A 17,784-nucleotide genomic window follows, 5' to 3' on the forward strand; every position below is an offset into this window, starting at 1 on the left:
TTTCCTGCGCAACTCCCTGAAAGTCCAGCGCCAGCCAGTACTGCTCGGTGGAGCGCGCACGCGAGGCTTCCGGCTTGCGTACCACGATCTTCTTGAAGTCCTGGCGCAGCGCCCGGCGCAACGCCTCCGCGCCGGACCCCATAAACACCTTGATCAGCAGCGAACCACCCGGCACCAGCCAGCGATGGGCCATATCCAGGGCCAGCTCCGCAAGATCAATGGCGCGCGCCTGATCGACGCTGGCAATGCCGGACATATTGGGGGCCATGTCGCTCATAATCAGATCAGCGCCACCCGGCAGGGCATCCCGGCAGGCGACCAGCACGGCGTCTTCATAGACGTCACCGCAGATCACTACGGCGTCCGCCACCGGGTCCATAGGCAAACGATCCACCGCCACCAGTCGCCCCTTCCTGCCGATGAGCGGTGCGGCCACCTGCGTCCAGCCACCCGGCGCCGCGCCCACATCCAGCACCCGCATACCCGGACGGATCAGGTGATCCTTCTGCTGAATCTCCAGCAATTTGTAACTCGCGCGCGAGCGATACCCCTCCTTCATCGCGCGCTGCACGAATGGGTCTTTAAAATGTTCCTTCAGCCACTTTTCACTGGATTTACTTCTTGCCAAAACACACCTCCGGGCTTTGACCCCCGCCCTCCGCAAACGTACACTCTGCCGCTACACCATAGCGGCCCAATCAGACTGACGAGGATACCATGCTGGACGCCAAACAAAGACAAACCCTGCGTGGACAGGCGCACGCCCTCAAGCCCGTCGTCATAATCGGCGCCCACGGCGTCACCGACGGCGTCCTCGCCGAACTGGAAGTCGCCATCAACGCCCACGAACTCATCAAGATACGTTTGCCCCAGGTACCCCACGACGAACGGGATGACATGGTAGAGACTTTGTCCAGCGCCAGTCATGCCGAGGTTGTCGGCCGCATCGGGCGCGTACTCATCCTCTACCGCCCCCGCCCGGCCGCCGCGCGCAAACGCTGATCGGTGGGCCGGTATAACTTGGCAGCCTGCCCCCGGACCGTTAGACTGTTTCTGAATCGTAACGCCGACCAACGGCCCGGAGCACACCATGGAAGAGCATGCCCCCACAGAAATCCAGATCAGCGTCGAGACGCGCTATCTGCCGGAACAATCCAGCCCGGAGCAGGAACATTTCGCCTTCGCTTATCAAATCACACTGCAGAATAACGGCCCGCAGACGGCACAGCTTCTCAATCGCCACTGGATCATTACGGACGCCGAGGGCCATATCCAGGAAGTCAAAGGGCCAGGCGTCGTCGGTGAACAGCCGACGCTGCAGCCCGGTCAACGCTTCCGCTATACCAGCGGGTCTGTCCTGTCCACGCCCGTAGGCAGCATGCACGGCAGCTTCGAGTGGGTCAGCGATACAGGGGAGAGTTTTGTCGTCCCTATCCCCGCCTTTCGTCTGGCGGTGGCCACCGTCTTTCATTGAGCCGCCAGAGCCTGCAGCGCGCCTAAAAAAACGCGCGTAGCGCCCACGCCGTAGGCATCACTTGCGACACGAGACGAAAAAACGGCCCGGAGCCTTACCTGCGCTCCGGGCCATCTCCCGTCATCCATCCATACCGGAGGCTTAACTGCCGCCGCGCGATGCCCTTTTACGTTCATTCTCCGTCAGATAACGCTTACGGATACGAATGGACTGCGGCGTCGCCTCCACCAACTCGTCATCGGCAATAAACTCGACTGCCGCCTCCAGCGTCAGTTTAATCGGCGGCGTCAGCATGATGTTTTCATCAGAGCCGGAGGCGCGCATATTGGTCAGCTTCTTTTCCTTGAGCGGGTTGACCACCAGGTCGTTGTCGCGGGTATGAATGCCGATCACCATGCCCTCGTAGACCTTGTCGCCGGGGCTAACAAACATCCGGCCGCGCTCCTGCAGATTAAAGAGCGCGAAACCCACCGCCTCGCCTTCTTCCGCCGAGATCAGCACGCCGTTGTTGCGCGCCGGAATAGTCCCTTTGACCGGACCATAGTTGTCGAAAATATGGCTAATCACCCCGGTGCCGGAAGTCGCCGTCAGAAACTCGGTATGGAAGCCGATCAGCCCGCGCGCGGGAATCCGGTATTCCAGGCGCACCCGGCCCCGGCCATCGGGCATCATGTCCTGCAACTCGCCGCGGCGGATGCCCAAGCGCTCCATGATGGTGCCCTGATGCTGTTCTTCCACGTCCACCGTCAGCGCCTCATAGGGCTCCTCCCAGACGCCGTCCACCTGGCGCTGAATCACCCGCGGCCGCGACACCGCCAGTTCGTAGCCCTCGCGGCGCATGTTCTCGATGAGGATGGTCAGGTGCAACTCGCCGCGCCCGGAAACCATGAACACATCGGCGTTGTCCGTATCTTCCACCCGCAACGCGACGTTAATCAGCAATTCACGATAAAGACGCTCACGCAACTGGCGACTGGTGACAAATTTGCCTTCCCGGCCCGCAAAGGGGCTGGTATTGACCTGAAACGTCATGTTCAGGGTGGGTTCATCAATGGGTTTCCACGGCAGCGCCTCCGGCGCTTCGGGCGCAGCAATGGTGGCGCCGATGGAGGGTTCTTCAATGCCGGTTACGGCAACAATGTCACCCACCGTAGCACTTTCCCACGGCACCCGCTTGAGGCCGTCAAAGCCGAGGAGCTGAAGGATACGCGCCTTGGTCTGGGTCTTGTCGACGCCGTGAATAAGGACAATATCCTGCCCCGGGCGCATGCTGCCACGGCGAATGCGACCGACAGCAATACGTCCCACATAGCTGGAGTAATCGAGGTCGGCAATCTGCATCTGCAGAGGGCCATCGGGATCGCCTTCGGGCGCCGCCACATGACTGAGGATCATCTCAAAGAGGGGCTTCATGTCACCGGAGCGGACTTCAGGGTCTGCCCCCGCATAGCCCTGCAAACCGGAGGCGTAGATGACCGGAAAATCCAGTTGTTCTTCCGTCGCACCCAGCTTGTCGAAGAGATCAAAGGTGGCGCTGATGACATAGTCGGCGCGGGCGCCGGGGCGATCCACCTTGTTGATGACGACGATGGGCTTGAGACCCAGCTCCAGCGCCTTGCGGGTGACGAAACGGGTCTGCGGCATCGGACCTTCAACGGCATCCACCAACAGCAATACGCCGTCCACCATGCCCAGCACCCGCTCCACCTCGGCGCCAAAGTCGGCATGGCCGGGGGTGTCGACGATGTTGATGTGGGTGTCGCCCCACTGCACCGCCGTGTTCTTGGCCATAATGGTGATGCCGCGCTCTTTTTCCAGATCGTTGCTGTCCATCACCCGCTCTTCCAGTTGCTGGTGGGCGGCAAAGGTACCCGACTGACGCAAGAGTTGGTCCACCAGCGTGGTCTTACCGTGGTCAACGTGGGCGATGATGGCAATGTTACGGATTTGACGAGACACTAATATTCCCCAAAAACGGTCATAAGAAAAAACACAGGGGCCACAAGCCCCGCAGCGGGTTTTCTTATAAAGGTATCCACCCCAAAAAGCAAATAAAAACCGCCCCCGAAGGGGCGGCAATGGAGCCGCCGAAGCGGCCCGAAGGCTTATTGAACTTAGAAGCCAGCCTGGAACTGCAGCATCAGAGTGTTGTAAGCCAAGCCGTTGATGGGGACGACGCCATTACCGCCAGGATACCTCTGGTCAATGGAGCCGCCACGGGTAGCCAGGATGTAGTTCAACTGGACTTCAGCCGCATGGGGATTATTGGGGTTCACGAAGTAGTTCACGCCAACGGTGGCGTTACCCAGGGTGCCGGCGCCCGTCACATGGTACTGGTCATAACGCACGGCGGGCTCGACGTCCAACCAGTCCGGGGTCAGGGTCATTTCGTGCAGATTGGCGGCCAACTCCGCATGCCAATCACTGGCATTGACGGTGCCAACACTGTTACGGACAGCGTTCATGTAACCGATCGTACTAGTGCCATCGGTCCGGGTATAACCGGCGCCGTACTTGATGCCCATCATGCCACCACAAAGACCCACATTCCAACTGGTGAGCTTGTTGGTACCATTCAAGACCCTTGCCGTTGCCAGGCTGCCGCTTACTTCTGCGGTCAACAGGGGACCCATGCTGTAGCTCAACATGCCGGAGGTGATGTACTTGCCGTTACCGTTGAGCAAGCCGCTCTGACCGCCGCCAAAGGTGTTGCGGTTACTGAAGGCGGTATAACTGTCCAATGAGGTGTTATCGAAAATACCCACGGCATAGCCAACACCCGTGCCCATCACATTGCCGGCATGGAGCATGGCACCGGCGGAACGCCCGGGCAACAGGGACTGCCCCATGTTGCGGTAGATGAAGGTCAGTTCATTGCCGGCCACACTGGTGTATTCCAGGCCTTCCGGGGTCTTGAACTTGCCGACCTGCAACTGGGCGAAGGGCACCGGTGCGAAGTTGACCCAAGCATCCATCAACTGGGCACTACTGCCACCCAGCACGTTACCGCCGAGACCGTTATTCAGGCCATTTGGCAAACCATTACCTAAACCCGCCTCATCATAAGCACCCTGGATGAAGTAAGTCACACCGGGCACCGCCTCACCCTTGAAGCCCAACCGGATACGATTGGCGCCGAAAATCAGGCCGCTGGACTGTGTAGCAGGAACGCCGAATTGCGTGGCGCCGGTGATCTGGGCATAACCGAATACAACCGGGCCGGTGTCTCTGTTGGAACTGGTCGACGCAAAAGCGACGCCAGGGACCACAAAAGCCGCCGCAACGGCCAAAGCTACGAGATTCTTTTTCATGACTAAGCTCCTCCTCGAGAGCAATGTTTCAAATACCACGAGTGAAGTTATAGCACCGGAGTGGACGCTTTGCAACATTTTCACAACACCTTTTTTACAACGCGCAACAAATCTTACAGATAAAGCGCCTGCTATTTGACACGAACGGGCCGCCACAGCTATCATTCGCGCCTCTCTTGGGGGATCGTCTAGCGGTAGGACAGCGGACTCTGACTCCGCTAACCGTGGTTCGAATCCACGTCCCCCAGCCAAGATAATACAAGGGCTTAGGCTTAACCGCCTAAGCCCTTATTGATTTTATGATCGAGAAGGGCTTCAACCCGATGGAAGTATCCACCATCACCGGGCACAAGACTTTGCAGATGCTCAAGCGGTATACTCATTTAAGGGCGGAAGATTTAGCCAAACGGTTGGGCTGAATATATGGATCTGACACTGACGGAACATGCGGCCTTCGTGGTACAGCGGCGCGGCATCAAGATAGAGTGGATCGAGGCGGCAATCCTCGTGCCAGACAGGACAGAGAACCGGGATGGCAAACAATCGTTTCTCAAGTGCCACGGGGCGCGAGGGAAGATGCTCCGCGTGGTGACGCGGGAGGACAACCATCACCATGTGATAACCGTCTATTTTGACAGGAGGGCGTCATGTTAGTGCGAGTGGATAGAGAGGCGGATGCGGTGTATCTGGAACTGACGTCGGCGCCCATCGAAGAAAGCGAAGAAGTTGCCGACGGCGTTGTCCTGGATTACGACAAAGACGGCCATCTAGTCGGCATAGAAATCCTGGACGCCTCGAAGAAAGGTGGCGCGGACGCCTTGCGGCATATCAATGTCGCTGCCTGACCGACGCCACCTATGAGCGGGCGGGCGGCCAGTTCGGGAAGCGTCATAAACCTGGAAAGCGTCATCGTTCCCAGTGTGGATGAATTGCGTCGGCGACTGGATAGCATCGAAAAGGACGTGCAGGAAGTCAGCCGTCGCATTGCGGAAAGCGTAGCCTGAAGCCTCCGACTTGCGCGCCCTGTCCTCCCCGGACAGACATTGCTAAACTCAGGGCATGAACCACCCCCATACTGATTCTGCGTCCCCCTCTCTGCGCTTCACCAAGATGCAGGGCCTAGGTAACGATTTCGTCGTTTTCGATGGCGTTCGTCAACGGGTCGAACTGCGCCCCGAGGCGATCCGTGCCATAGCCGACCGCCACTTCGGCGTCGGTTGCGACCAAATTCTGCTCGTAGAGACCGCGACGTCCCCCGATGCGGATTTCCGGTATCGCATCTTCAATGCGGATGGCACCGAGGTGGCGCAATGCGGCAACGGCGCCCGCTGCTTTGCCGTCTTCGTGCGCCGCGCCGGACTCACGGACAAGGATGCGATCACTGTCGAGACGCTGGCCGGACGGCTGATCCTGCATCACCAGGATAATGGTGAAGTCACCGTCAACATGGGTGTCCCGCAACTCGCCCCGGCTGTGGTTCCCTTCCGCAGCAATGAAGAAGCGCCCGAATACCTGCTGTCCTTAGGGGACGACACACTGCGCATCGCCGCCGTCGGCATGGGCAATCCCCACGCGGTGTTGCGCGTGTCCAGGGTGGCCGATGCACCGGTAACCACCTTGGGTCCCCGCATTGAAACACACCCGGACTTTCCCCAGCGCTGCAACGTGGGTTTCATGGAAGTCCGTGACCGAGGCCATATTCAACTACGGGTCTGGGAGCGCGGTGCCGGGGAGACTCTGGCCTGTGGCAGCAACGCCTGCGCCGCGATCGTCGCCGGTATCCGTTGGGACGAGCTGGATCATGTGGTGGCGGTGACTCTGCCGGGCGGCACCTTACAGATCGAATGGGCTGGCCTTGGGCAACCGGTCCTGATGACCGGCCCGGCGCAAGTGGTTTTTGACGGGGTCTGGCCCTTGTCAGACTGAATCACTGCAACAATGACAGCGAAGGGAGAAACATCATGCAGGATGCAATACTACAGGCCATTGCCAGGAGTTTGAACAGCGATGCAACCCCATTAGCGTTTCTGCACAAGCTCAACGATCAGGAGGGCGAAATGCTGGCACGCCTGATCGCCGCACTGGAGGTGCATAGCGCCGCTGAACGCTACAACGAAACCCATTGGGAGGATGACTGAGTGACCACAGCCCCCGAAACGGATGACCGGGCGGATCAGGTCCGGGCCTATCTCCGCCAGCATCCCCAATTTTTGTGGGATCAGGAAGACCTGCTCCATACCCTGACCCTGCCCCATGTCGGACGCGGTTCGGCCTCCTCTCTGCTGGAGCGGCAGGCACAGGTACTGCGCGAGGAAAACGCCCGCCTGCACCAACGCATCACCGCGCTGCTGGGTGCCGCCCAACAGAATGCCGCACTCGGCCTGCACCTCTCTGATCTGGCCACTGAACTACTGCAGACGCCCGATTGTGCTGCGACCCTGAATACCGTTATCACCCGTTTGCGGGAGGGCTTTCAGGTCGAGGAAATGGCCTTGATCGCCCGCGCGCCCATGGCCGATCTGCCGCAATTCCTGCCACTGGACCAGGCGGATTTTCAGGAGATTCTGAATGGGTTCCCGCTGTTGCGCGCCGCGACCGGACTGACCCTCAGCCCGACCCTGCGCAGCACCCTCTTCGGCGCGGCGGGAGCGGGACTGGAGTCCTTCGCCCTGATCCCGCTTGCCGGTCAGCATCTGCAAGGGGGTATTTTGCTCGGCAGTCAGCACCCCGGCCGCTATGCCGAGGACGCCGGAGCCGACCTGCTCGACCAGATTGCCCGCCTGGTCACGGCGGCACTGGATCGCTGCCTGACCCCATGCTGATCGAAACTGCCATTGCCCAATTTATCGAAACGCTCCTGCAGAGCGGCAAGGCCAGTCCGGCCACGATCAGCGCCTATGGCCGCGACCTGCTCGCCTGGTCGCGGTTTTCACAGCAACGCGGACAGACGGAGATCGCGCAAATAGATCGCAGCAGTCTGCGCGCCTACCTCGTGGCGGAGCGCAGCCGGGGCGTGGCCATTCGCAGCCTGCGCAGGCATTTCGCGGCATTACGCGCCCTCTATCGCCATCTGCAACATGACGCGCCCGAGCTGCGCAACCCGGTGCAGGGCCTCGCCATGCCCAGGGCGGAGCAGCGTCTGCCCGACTGGCTGACGGTGGATCAGGCGCACATGCTGATGCAGCCTGCCGCTACTCCCGAAACGGCGGCGCCCCAAAATTTCACCAGCGTACGTGATCAACTGATCCTGGAACTGCTGTACTCCAGCGCCCTGCGCGTCAGTGAACTGGCAGGACTCAATCTTGGCGATCTGGATCGTCACGGCGGCACCGTGCGGGTGCTGGGCAAGGGGCGCAAGGAGCGTATCGTGCCGGTGGGTCAACCCGCCTGGGTGGCATTTCGCGCCTACCTCGCGTTGCGCCCGACAAGTGAGGAAACGGCGCTCTTCGTCAATCCACGCGGCCGGCGGCTCAGCGTGCGCAGCATCCAGATGCGGGTCAAAAAGCTGGGGGAGACCCGACTGAGACAACCGCTGCATCCCCATACCCTGCGCCACAGCGCCGCCAGCCATCTGCTGCAGTCGTCCGGCGACTTGCGCGCGGTGCAGGAATATTTAGGCCATGCGGGTATTGGCACGACCGCCATCTATACCCATATGGATTATCAGCAGTTGGCGCGGGTCTACGACCAGGCACACCCGCGGGCACGACGTGGCGACCAGGATACGAAGCACTTTGAGGGAAAAGCATGACAGATTTGCAGCAAATGCACGGGACAACGATTCTTTGTGTCCGACGGGGTGCCAATGTGGTCATGGCCGGAGATGGCCAGGTGACCCTCGGCAATACGGTGATGAAGGGCAACGCCCGCAAGGTGCGCCGCATAGATCCAGGCGTACTGACCGGTTTCGCCGGGGCTACGGCGGACGCTTTTACCCTGCTGGAGCGTTTTGAGGCCAAACTCAAGGCCCATCCTGGCCAATTGGCCAAGGCCGCCGTGGAACTGGCCAAGGAGTGGCGCACTGACCGGGTACTGCGCCGTCTGGAGGCCATGCTCGCCGTCGCGGATGAAAAACAAAGCCTGATCATCACTGGGCAGGGCGACGTACTAGAGCCCGAACATGGTATCATCGCTATTGGTTCCGGCGGGCCTTACGCCCTGTCAGCGGCGCGTGCCCTACTGGAAAACAGCGACATGCCCGCCCGTGAAGTCGCCAAACGTGCCTTGGGCATTGCTGGCGACATCTGCATTTACACCAACCACAACCACACGATTGAAGAACTATGAGCATGTCTGAAATGACCCCCCGCGAGATCGTCCAGGAGCTGGACAAGTACATCATTGGTCAGTCTGAGGCCAAGCGTGCCGTGGCCATTGCCTTGCGCAACCGCTGGCGGCGCGGGCAGGTGCCGCCGCCGTTGCACCAGGAAATCACCCCTAAAAATATCCTCATGATCGGGCCTACGGGAGTGGGTAAGACGGAAATCGCCCGGCGTCTGGCGCAACTCGCCAATGCCCCCTTCATCAAGGTAGAAGCCACCAAGTTCACCGAGGTGGGCTATGTGGGCAAGGATGTGGAATCCATCATCCGCGATCTGACCGAAACCGCCGTAGATATGGTCCGCAGCGAACGTCAGGCCGCGCTGCGCCAGCGCGCTGAGGAGTTGGCCGAGGAGCGAATTCTCGACATCCTCATCCCCGGTCCGCGCGACAGCAGCGTACCGCGCAGCGATGAGGGCACTCGCCAGAAGTTCCGCAAGATGCTGCGCGAAGGCAAGCTGGATACGCAGGAGATCGAGGTTGAGGTGAGCGCCCCCAAGGGCGGTGTAGAGATCATGGCTCCGGCGGGCATGGAGGAAATGACCAACCAGCTCCGCGATATGTTCTCCAACATGGCGTCGGGCAAAACCAGCACGCGCCGGGTCACGGTACCCGAGGCGCAGCGCCTGTTGACGGACGATGAAGCCGCCAAGCTGGTCAATGAAGAGGAGGTCCGCGCTCTGGCACTGGAACGGGTGCAGTCCGGCGGCATAGTGTTCATTGATGAAATCGACAAGGTAGCGGTGCGCTCTGGCACCCAGCAAGGTTCGGACGTCTCCCGGGAGGGGGTACAGCGCGATCTGCTGCCACTGGTGGAAGGCTCCAATGTGAGCACCCGTTACGGCGTGGTGAAGACCGATCACATCCTCTTCATCGCCTCCGGCGCCTTCCACCTCAGCAAGCCCTCAGACCTGATTCCCGAACTGCAGGGCCGCCTGCCTATTCGCGTGGAACTGGAGGCCCTCAGTGCAGCGGATCTGGTGCGGATACTGCAAGAGCCGGAGAATGCGCTGGTCCGGCAGTATAGTGCCTTGCTGGCCAGCGACGGGCTGACTTTACACTTTACCCAGGATGGCGTGCAACGTATTGCCGAAATTGCCCAGCAGGTGAATGAACGGGTAGAGAACATCGGAGCTCGGCGATTACACACCGTCATGGAGCGGCTGCTGGAAGAGGTGGCTTTTGTCGCACCGGACGGCGGCACCACGGCTCTGGAGGTCGACGCTGCCTACGTGGACAGTCGCCTGAAAGATCTGGCGCAGGACGAGGATTTGTCCCGCTATATTTTGTGATGGGGTAACTGCACAAGCGGGGTCAGGGCTTTATGTAAAGGGCACCTACCCCCTGGGCGTCGGCAATGGCAATGATTCCGGCGGTAACCAGTTGGCTGCCCGCCGGGCGGTCATCCGGATCCAAGCCAAGATTATGCAGGCTGTTTTCACAAAAATCGACCCGCACTCCGGCACTGATGCGCTCTTCAATCTCGCGCCGCCAGTGGCCCTTCGCCCAGAGGGACACGGGCGCCTGACCATTCGCGATGACCCGCAGGCTCCGCTCCGGAGCCGCTGCCTGCGCATTACGAACATTGGCCAGCAGATTAGGCCAGCGACCGGCATCGTCGACGTGAAAAAGCAGTACGGCGCTCAAGCTACCGTCGTCGTCGTTAGCATCTGTTGACGCAACTTGCCCATACTGCTTTTTTCCAGTTGCCGTACCCGCTCTGCCGAAACACCCAGCTCATCGCCCAACACCTGCAAGGTCTTGGGGTCTTCGCTCAGCCAGCGGTTTTCAATGATGTAGCGATCTCTCTGGGGCAAAGCTGACAACGCCGTGTGCAAGGCCTTGTGCTGATGCCGATCCCAGTCCCGCTCCGCCAGTTGCTCTACGGGCGACCCGGTGGGATCCGCCAGATCAAGGACACGTCCGCCCTCTCGTTCTTCATCCGGTTCGAGGTTGAGCGAGTAGTCGTAACCGGACATCCGCCCTTCCATCTCCAGTACCTGCGCCTGGGTGACACCCAGATCGTCCGCAATGGCGGCACTCTCCTCGCCACTCATCCAGCCGGCATGGGTGCGGCTGGAACGGAGGTTGAAGAACAATTTGCGTTGCGCCTTGGTGGTGGCCACTTTGACGATACGCCAGTTGCGCAGGATGAATTCGTGAATCTCCGCCTTGACCCAATGCACCGCAAAGGAGACTAGACGTACACCATGATCCGGGTCGTAGCGCTTCACCGCCTTCATCAGACCGATATTACCTTCCTGAATCAAGTCGGCTTCCTGCAATCCATATCCCCGATAGCCCCGCGCTACCCGCACCACAAAGCGCAGGTGGCTGAGCACCAGATCCTTGGCCGCATCCACATCGTCGTGATCACGCAGGCGCAGGGCCAGGTCACGCTCTTCTTCCGGCTGCAGCAGCGGTTGGGCGTTCACAAAACGCAGGTAGGCCGCCAGCCCGTCGGGGCTGACCAAATCTCTACTAGCTATCGCAAGTTCTTTCATAGCAATCCTCATGCACAGTCATGCGTAGTTGGACTCCGAATACGACCGCATGTTCCGTTTTGCGGAGTCTGGCCTCAGGAAAAAGTATGGTCGAGGTGCCGCCCCACTGCAAGGCGCGACCCCAACCAACCGAGAAGCGCACTGGCGGCGACGAGAATAAGACCCTGCCCGGAATTCAGACCCAGCAAATGGAACCGGGTCCCATAGAGTTCCGCCAATCGTTCCACCGGCCCCTGCAAAACAGTTACCGTAATAGCGACTATGATCCAGGCAATCATCCCGGCCACCGCCCCCTGAAACAGGCCCTGATACAGAAAGGGACGGCGAATAAAGGCGCGGGTAGCACCTACCAGGCTCGCCACATCGATTTCGTCACGCCGCTGGGAGATGTGCAGGCGGATCGTGTTACCCATGACCAGGATGGCTCCCACGGCGAGTAATCCTGCGAGAATCCACACCGCGCGCTTTCCTAAAGCAAGGATCGCCTGCAAACGCGCCACCCAACGCAGGTCTGATTGCGCACTGGCTACTCCCGGTTGCTGGCCCCAAGAGGCTACCAGTGTTTGCAGCGCAGATGGACTCTGCGCCAGCGGGTTCAGTTCGACCACAAAAGAGGCCGGCAAGGGATTTTCACCTAAGGTCTGTATGGCCGCCGTCATTCCGGCGTGGTGCTCAAACTCCGTCAGCGCCGCCTCTTTGCCCACATAACGCACACTCACCACCCCGGTGCTGCGTTCGAGCAGGGCCTGGAGGTTCTGAACCTCTGCGGCAGAGGCGCCCTGGTGCAAAAAGAGAGAGATCTGCGCTTGATCCCGCCAGTGCCCCAAGAGTTGCTGGAGATTGTTGAGGGCAGCAAAAAGACCCACCGGAAGCGCCAGAACGATAGCCAGCGCCAGCACGGTCATGAGCGTGGCTACGGGCTGCTTGATCAGCGTATTCAGCGCATTTTTTGCCGCTTCCAGACGAATATGGAGATTCACGCCTTGTCCTCCTCAGGAGTGTGCAGACGGCCCTGTTCCAGGTGAAAAACCGGTAGGCCGAGGCGATTGACTTGCGATTGGTCGTGGGTAGCCACCAGCACGGTCGCTCCGTGGTGATGAAAGTCGCGGAAGAGATCAAGAATCTCCGTACTCAGGGAGTTATCCAGATTGCCCGTCGGTTCATCCGCAAGCAGAATTTCCGGAGTGTGGACGATGGCACGGGCAATGCCCACACGCTGCTGCTCACCGCCAGACAAGACCGCGGGCAAATCCTGCGCACGATCCCCCAGCCCCACCTTCTCCAGCGCCGCCCGTACCCGGCTTTGTATCTGTCGGCCAGTAAGGCCTCCCACCTGCAAGGTCAGCGCTACATTACTGAACACATCGCGATCCATCAGCAGCTTATGGTCCTGAAAGACGACACCGATCCGCCGCCGGTAGGCGGGAATATGACGGCGCCCGAGGGTGGAGACATCGATGCCATTGACCATCAGCGTACCGCGACTGACATCCTCCAAACGCAGAAGCAGCTTGAGCAGCGTACTTTTACCGGCGCCGGAAGGCCCGGTCAGCAGGGCCATCTCGCCTTTGTGCAAATGCAGATTCACCTCGCGGAGAACGTGATGCCGTCCCGGGTAATGCTTGGTGACGTTGATAAACTCGATCATGGCTTCGACTCCGCAAAAAGGGCATCGACAAAAGATTCGGGGTCAAAAGGACGTAGATCTTCGACCTGCTCACCAACACCGATATAGCGAATGGGGATGGGCACGGCCCTGGCAATGGCCGCCACCACGCCACCTTTGGCGGTGCCATCCAGCTTCGTGATGCAAATACCCGTCAACCCTACCGCATCGTGAAACTGACGCACCTGATTAAGGGCATTCTGGCCGGTGCCCGCGTCCAGCACCAGCCAGATCTGCTGTGGCGCCTCCGGGTCCTGTTTGCCAAGGACCCGCTTGATCTTCTTCAACTCTTCCATGAGATGACCCTGGGTATGAAGGCGGCCGGCGGTATCGGCGATGAGCAATTCGCTGCCGCGCGCGCGGGTCGTAGTCAGCGCATCAAAGATCACGGAAGCACTGTCGGCGCCCGTCCCCTGCGCCACCACGGGCACCTGCACCCGTTTACCCCATCCCTGCAACTGCTCCACGGCGGCGGCGCGGAAGGTGTCTCCGGCGGCGAGGACAATACCGAAACCCTCCGCCTTCCAGTGCGCAGCCAGCTTGCCGATGGTGGTCGTTTTGCCCGCCCCGTTGATACCCACCATGAGCAACACTTGAGAACGCCCCTTCTCGGGCGACCACTGTTGCGCGCGGGGACGCAGGATGTCGAGGAGTGACTCGCGCAATGCCGCCTGGAGCGCATTGGGGTCCGTGAGTTCCTTGCGACGCACCCGTTCCGTCACCCTGTCCATGATTTCACGGGTTGCAGCGGTGCCCAGATCAGCTTGCAGCAGTAAGGCTTCCAGGTCCTCCAGCAATTCTGCATCAATGACCTTTTTACCGAGTACCAGACGCCCCACACCCTCGACCAGTTGTTCCCGGCTTCGGGTCAGGCCTTGTCGAAGACGGGAGAAAAGCCCTTTTCCGGGTGTATCGGAAAGGGCTTCTGCCTGCGCTACAGCTTCCGCTGTAGCCGGCCCCACAGCAACCGGGGAGATGGTCTCTGCGGACGACGTTTCCCCCGCAGGAAGGCTTTTGTTACGCTTGAACCAGTCGAACGCCATTGGGTTAAGCAGACCTCAGACACTATGAATCTTTTCATTATCCACCGAAGGGCGGAATCGAACAATGCGCGCGACGCCGCACCGTGCCATGAGCGGCGTTTCTTGTCGCGGAATCGGCCCGTATGAGCGTCTCTATTATTGCGGGTCGTCATCGCGGCCGACGGTTGCTCACCCCGGCCGGTCCTTCCCTGCGCCCCACACCGGGCGCTGTGCGCGAGACACTGTTCAACTGGCTGGGAGGACGGGTGACCGGGGCACGGGTGCTGGATCTTTTCGCAGGTAGCGGCGCACTGGGACTGGAAGCCTGGTCACGCGGCGCACAAGAAGTCGTTTTCATCGAGAAAGACCCACAGCACCGCCAGCTCTTGTCCCGGAATCTGGCAGCCTGCGGAGTAGCGGCCCCGCAGTTGGCGGGTCCGGATGCCCTGGGATACCTGCAACATTGCACCCGGCCCTTTGATATCATCTTCGCCGATCCGCCCTTCGGCCACGGCTGGCCGGCACGGATGGCCCCGATATTGTGGAATGGAAAGAAGTTCGCTGCGGAAGGCTGGCTGTATCTGGAGACCTCCGCCGCAGAGCGGTGGGATGACGCCCTAATCCCCAGCCATTGGCAAGCCTATCGGCGGGGCCGCTGCGGTGATTCGCACTACGCTCTTTATATGATTTTGCCGGAGCATTCCCATGACTAGACCCAACATAGAGCGCCGGATCATTTATCCGGGCACCTTCGATCCCATCACCAACGGCCATGAAGATCTGGTGCGGCGGGCAGCAACGCTATTTGATGAGGTCGTAGTGGCGGTAGCCGCCCAAACGGCGAAAACGACCATTTTCCCTCTCGCAGAACGGGTCGCGCTCGCTGAGGCAACTTTAGGCGGGATCCCGGGGGTGCGGGTACGGCCCTTCCCTGGTCTGCTGATTCACCTGCTGCAGGAGGAAAAGACCCATCTGATCCTGCGCGGACTGCGCGCCATATCGGACTTTGAGCATGAGTTTCAACTGGCCTCCATAAACCGGCGCATGGATGCCCAGATTGAGACGCTCTTCCTGATGACCTCCGATCAGCACACCTTTCTCTCTTCCAGCCTCGTGCGTGAAATCAGCCGGTTGGGGGGGGATGTGGATGCCTTCGTCCAGCCCGCCGTGGCCACCGCCTTAAAGCAGCATTTTCGTGTCGGCATGGACCCCAACGCTGCAGAAAAGTAAAATCTTAAAGTTGCCTTGAGGAGAATATATTAATGTCCCTACGCATTAACGATCAGTGCATCAATTGTGATGTCTGCGAGCCGGAATGCCCCAACAACGCCATCAGCATGGGCGCACAGATCTACGTCATCAATCCCGATCTTTGTACGGAATGCGTCGGTCACTATGACACCCCGCAATGCATGGAGGTCTGCCCCGTCGACTGCATCCTCAGCGACCCCGACCATGCAGAGTCGCCGGAAGCCCTGGAACAAAAATTTCTGCAGCTTACGGGGCAGTAGTGCTGACCGGTTCCCGCAGCAGATGGAGCAATGGCGCCGAGTGACGGTCGAGGCGGGCCATTTGCTCCTGCGCAATCTGCAGGCTCTGCTGTAGTTGCTGAATGCGGGTATCAATATTACCCATGGTCTGAGCAATACTTTGCAGCGCATTGAGCTCCTCTTCGGCATTGTCCTGAAAAACCTGTAGTTGCTGGTTCATGACCGCCATGATCTCGTCTACCCAGGTCTCTGCCTCCCGTCTGGTTTCGACGACAAAATCGCGGGTTCGACTGGCTACAGTCAGGAAGGCCTTGCGCACCACGGCACTCTGGGTGTTCACAGCGATCTCCAGCATCATCCCGAAGCGCTCATAATTTTCCGCCATATCCATGAGCTCCGCCCGTCGTGGCATAATGGCATAGGGCACAGTCCGCAAGGCGGGTAAACGATAACGGCTCTGCAACGCCTGATACTCCCCGGCCACCAGTGCCGATACCTGCTGCGCACCCTGCAGCGCCTTGTCAAAATGGGCTATGGCCTCCGCGAAGAAAAGTCTGAAACGTTCGACGATACCTGCCGTTGTCCATACGGAAAGCATCTCCGCTTTGGCGTTGCTGATCACAAAATCAAAAGAAGCAGGCGCCAGAGGGACGAGCAGACACTCTTCAACCGCCTGACGGAAGGCCGCTTTTTTTTCCTCGAAGGCATGCCGGTCTTTCTCAAAGCTTTGGAGTAACCGCTGATGTTGTGCCACCAGTTCGGGCACTTTCTCAGCAGTCCGATCCCTGAGACTGCGCACGCTCTCTATCTGCGCCGTGATTCTATTCATTTGCTCATGCAGCAAATTTTTCTGGTCCATAACGACGCGCTCTACCAAGGCCCGGCACTTTGCCTGGATGGCCACTCGCCGTGCGGGCAATAGTACCTCAGCGATGGAACGCTCCAGGGCTGCCATTCCGCTACGTTCAAGCAACTTCTGATCCTTGCGGATTCGGGCGATGAGCCCCTTCTGACCGGAGACTGGAATAACCTGCTCACGAGGAATACGCAGCCGTTCCGCCGTTTTGTCCACCTGCTGCTCAATTTCTGCCACCACCCCAGACCAGTCACGCAATTCGTCCCAGAGGGTATCAATCTTGTTGAGGAGCACAATTTGCTTCTGGTGCGCATTGCGTATCAGATACTGTTCCCAGATGGTCAGGTCGCTTTGGGTAACGCCGGTGTCCGCACCCAGCACAAAAATAATGGCGTCCGCATCGGCGAGCATACCGAAAGTCAATTCGGGTTCCGCACCGATGGCGTTGAGGCCGGGGGTGTCCAGCACCGTGAGACCGGCATCCAGCATAGGATGTGCCAGATAAAGCAGGGCGTGACGCCAGCGCGGAATCAGCACCTTACCGAGGCCACAGGAGGGACAAACGGTGCGCTCGCGGTCTTTGGGCGTACGGTTGAGCGGCGGGCAAAGTCCGATGCGACGAGCATCCTCAATCGTCACACAAACCGTTTCCGTAAGATGAGCCAACGCCTGGCACCGTTCGTTTTTTTCTTCCAGCACCAGCGGCAATCGCGTCCACGCGCTCCCCGCCCTTTTGAGTTTTTCGATGCTGACATCGAGACTGCGGCTAGCAATGGGCAGGAGCTGCAAACCCGGCCGCCCCTGCGGCGCGCCGCGAATCTCCACGGGACACATGGTGGTCTGGCCGGAACTGGAGGGCAGCAGACGCGCCCCCATATCCGAGAAAAAGAGGGCATTAATCAGCTCGGTCTTACCGCGCGAAAACTCGCCGACGAGGGCGATACGCAAACTGTCCTGCTCCGTTTCATAAGCCAAGGTTTCCAGTTGCAGCATGGTCCCACTGGGCAGCAAGCCCAGATCGGCCGTCAACGCGGCCATTTCATGAAGACCGGTAATTACTTTTTGCCGCCAACTATTTAACGCGCGCAGCCCCTGCAGAATGGGGGATGCCTCTAACAGATGCTCTTCACTCATGCTTACT

At 59.7% G+C, this 17,784-nt stretch carries 23 protein-coding genes and 1 tRNA gene; 15 read left to right on the forward strand and 9 right to left on the reverse strand.

Annotation, left to right across the window (positions count from 1 at the left end):
• On the reverse strand, positions 1 to 628 hold a 628-nt coding region (locus tag Q0C48_RS00785), incomplete at its 3' end, for an SAM-dependent methyltransferase (protein WP_291520669.1).
• Positions 629 to 717: 89 nt separating this feature from the next.
• Between Q0C48_RS00785 and yhbY the strand changes: the two genes are divergently transcribed.
• Both yhbY and apaG read left to right on the forward strand, forming a co-directional pair.
• Positions 718 to 1,002 carry a ribosome assembly RNA-binding protein YhbY gene (gene yhbY, locus Q0C48_RS00790; protein WP_291520671.1) on the forward strand — a complete coding sequence of 95 codons (285 nt, stop codon included), beginning with the start codon at positions 718 to 720 and terminating at the stop codon, positions 1,000 to 1,002.
• Positions 1,003 to 1,090: 88 nt separating this feature from the next.
• Positions 1,091 to 1,474, forward strand: coding sequence for a Co2+/Mg2+ efflux protein ApaG (gene apaG, locus Q0C48_RS00795; protein WP_291509072.1), 384 nt, complete (start codon positions 1,091 to 1,093; stop codon positions 1,472 to 1,474).
• Between the two features lie 141 nt (positions 1,475 to 1,615).
• Here the strand turns inward: apaG and typA are convergent, their stop codons facing one another.
• Together typA and Q0C48_RS00805 are read right to left on the reverse strand one after the other, a co-directional pair.
• Positions 1,616 to 3,433 carry a translational GTPase TypA gene (gene typA / locus Q0C48_RS00800; RefSeq protein WP_291520672.1) on the reverse strand — a complete coding sequence of 606 codons (1,818 nt, stop codon included), beginning with the start codon at positions 3,431 to 3,433 and terminating at the stop codon, positions 1,616 to 1,618.
• A gap of 155 nt (positions 3,434 to 3,588) precedes the next feature.
• Positions 3,589 to 4,785 (reverse strand): hypothetical protein, encoded by a 1,197-nt coding sequence (locus tag Q0C48_RS00805; RefSeq protein WP_291520673.1) that lies wholly within the window; start codon positions 4,783 to 4,785, stop codon positions 3,589 to 3,591.
• Positions 4,786 to 4,962: 177 nt separating this feature from the next.
• Between Q0C48_RS00805 and Q0C48_RS00810 the strand changes: the two genes are divergently transcribed.
• The 10 genes from Q0C48_RS00810 to hslU all read left to right on the forward strand — a co-directional run bounded on the left by Q0C48_RS00810 (position 4,963) and on the right by hslU (position 10,397).
• Positions 4,963 to 5,036, forward strand: a tRNA-Gln gene (locus Q0C48_RS00810).
• A gap of 172 nt (positions 5,037 to 5,208) precedes the next feature.
• Positions 5,209 to 5,439 (forward strand): DUF4258 domain-containing protein, encoded by a 231-nt coding sequence (locus Q0C48_RS00815; RefSeq protein ID WP_291520674.1) that lies wholly within the window; start codon positions 5,209 to 5,211, stop codon positions 5,437 to 5,439.
• Complete coding sequence (locus tag Q0C48_RS00820) at positions 5,433 to 5,630, forward strand: DUF2283 domain-containing protein (RefSeq protein ID WP_291520675.1); 198 nt, start codon at positions 5,433 to 5,435, stop codon at positions 5,628 to 5,630. The genes Q0C48_RS00815 and Q0C48_RS00820 overlap by 7 nt, the downstream gene beginning before the upstream one ends.
• A gap of 12 nt (positions 5,631 to 5,642) precedes the next feature.
• Positions 5,643 to 5,789, forward strand: coding sequence for a hypothetical protein (locus tag Q0C48_RS00825; protein ID WP_291520676.1), 147 nt, complete (start codon positions 5,643 to 5,645; stop codon positions 5,787 to 5,789).
• Between the two features lie 55 nt (positions 5,790 to 5,844).
• The gene (dapF, locus tag Q0C48_RS00830; protein ID WP_366936969.1) at positions 5,845 to 6,711 is read left to right on the forward strand and encodes a diaminopimelate epimerase; all 867 of its coding nucleotides are present in this window, start codon (positions 5,845 to 5,847) and stop codon (positions 6,709 to 6,711) included.
• Between the two features lie 35 nt (positions 6,712 to 6,746).
• Positions 6,747 to 6,923 (forward strand): hypothetical protein, encoded by a 177-nt coding sequence (locus Q0C48_RS00835; protein WP_291509076.1) that lies wholly within the window; start codon positions 6,747 to 6,749, stop codon positions 6,921 to 6,923.
• The gene (locus tag Q0C48_RS00840) at positions 6,924 to 7,607 is read left to right on the forward strand and encodes a DUF484 family protein (protein WP_291520677.1); all 684 of its coding nucleotides are present in this window, start codon (positions 6,924 to 6,926) and stop codon (positions 7,605 to 7,607) included.
• Entirely contained in the window at positions 7,601 to 8,536 is a 936-nt protein-coding gene (locus Q0C48_RS00845; RefSeq protein WP_291520678.1) for a tyrosine recombinase XerC, read from the forward strand. Before Q0C48_RS00840 ends, Q0C48_RS00845 begins: the two co-directional genes overlap by 7 nt.
• A 14-nt stretch (positions 8,537 to 8,550) precedes the next feature.
• Positions 8,551 to 9,072: an ATP-dependent protease subunit HslV gene (hslV, locus tag Q0C48_RS00850; protein WP_291509252.1), complete on the forward strand. Its 522-nt coding sequence runs from the start codon at positions 8,551 to 8,553 to the stop codon at positions 9,070 to 9,072.
• Between the two features lie 2 nt (positions 9,073 to 9,074).
• The gene (gene hslU / locus Q0C48_RS00855) at positions 9,075 to 10,397 is read left to right on the forward strand and encodes an ATP-dependent protease ATPase subunit HslU (RefSeq protein WP_291520679.1); all 1,323 of its coding nucleotides are present in this window, start codon (positions 9,075 to 9,077) and stop codon (positions 10,395 to 10,397) included.
• 22 nt (positions 10,398 to 10,419) lie between these two features.
• Here hslU and Q0C48_RS00860 read toward each other — a convergent pair whose 3' ends face one another.
• From Q0C48_RS00860 to ftsY, 5 genes are all read right to left on the reverse strand, one after another.
• Positions 10,420 to 10,752, reverse strand: coding sequence for a hypothetical protein (locus Q0C48_RS00860; RefSeq protein WP_291520680.1), 333 nt, complete (start codon positions 10,750 to 10,752; stop codon positions 10,420 to 10,422).
• On the reverse strand, positions 10,749 to 11,609 hold the full coding sequence (gene rpoH, locus Q0C48_RS00865) for an RNA polymerase sigma factor RpoH (RefSeq protein WP_291520681.1): 861 nt from the start codon (positions 11,607 to 11,609) through the stop codon (positions 10,749 to 10,751). Before rpoH ends, Q0C48_RS00860 begins: the two co-directional genes overlap by 4 nt.
• Before the next feature lie 74 nt (positions 11,610 to 11,683).
• Entirely contained in the window at positions 11,684 to 12,589 is a 906-nt protein-coding gene (ftsX, locus tag Q0C48_RS00870; protein ID WP_291520682.1) for a permease-like cell division protein FtsX, read from the reverse strand.
• Positions 12,586 to 13,257: a cell division ATP-binding protein FtsE gene (ftsE, locus tag Q0C48_RS00875; RefSeq protein ID WP_291520683.1), complete on the reverse strand. Its 672-nt coding sequence runs from the start codon at positions 13,255 to 13,257 to the stop codon at positions 12,586 to 12,588. Before ftsE ends, ftsX begins: the two co-directional genes overlap by 4 nt.
• Positions 13,254 to 14,318: a signal recognition particle-docking protein FtsY gene (gene ftsY / locus Q0C48_RS00880; RefSeq protein ID WP_291520684.1), complete on the reverse strand. Its 1,065-nt coding sequence runs from the start codon at positions 14,316 to 14,318 to the stop codon at positions 13,254 to 13,256. Before ftsY ends, ftsE begins: the two co-directional genes overlap by 4 nt.
• Positions 14,319 to 14,440: 122 nt before the next feature.
• On the opposite strand from ftsY, the gene rsmD reads away from it, so the two are divergent.
• From rsmD to Q0C48_RS00895, 3 genes are read left to right on the forward strand one after another with little or no spacing between them, the layout of a single operon-like run.
• On the forward strand, positions 14,441 to 15,010 hold the full coding sequence (gene rsmD / locus Q0C48_RS00885) for a 16S rRNA (guanine(966)-N(2))-methyltransferase RsmD (protein WP_291520685.1): 570 nt from the start codon (positions 14,441 to 14,443) through the stop codon (positions 15,008 to 15,010).
• Complete coding sequence (coaD, locus tag Q0C48_RS00890; RefSeq protein ID WP_291520686.1) at positions 15,003 to 15,527, forward strand: pantetheine-phosphate adenylyltransferase; 525 nt, start codon at positions 15,003 to 15,005, stop codon at positions 15,525 to 15,527. The genes rsmD and coaD overlap by 8 nt, the downstream gene beginning before the upstream one ends.
• 32 nt (positions 15,528 to 15,559) lie before the next feature.
• Positions 15,560 to 15,808: a YfhL family 4Fe-4S dicluster ferredoxin gene (locus tag Q0C48_RS00895; protein WP_291520687.1), complete on the forward strand. Its 249-nt coding sequence runs from the start codon at positions 15,560 to 15,562 to the stop codon at positions 15,806 to 15,808.
• Here Q0C48_RS00895 and Q0C48_RS00900 read toward each other — a convergent pair.
• On the reverse strand, positions 15,795 to 17,777 hold the full coding sequence (locus Q0C48_RS00900; RefSeq protein WP_291520688.1) for a dynamin family protein: 1,983 nt from the start codon (positions 17,775 to 17,777) through the stop codon (positions 15,795 to 15,797). The two genes, Q0C48_RS00895 and Q0C48_RS00900, sit on opposite strands and share 14 nt — an antisense overlap.
• Positions 17,778 to 17,784: the final 7 nt, after the last annotated feature.

This window comes from Acidithiobacillus sp., assembly GCF_023255755.1.
Lineage (GTDB): Bacteria > Pseudomonadota > Gammaproteobacteria > Acidithiobacillales > Acidithiobacillaceae > Acidithiobacillus.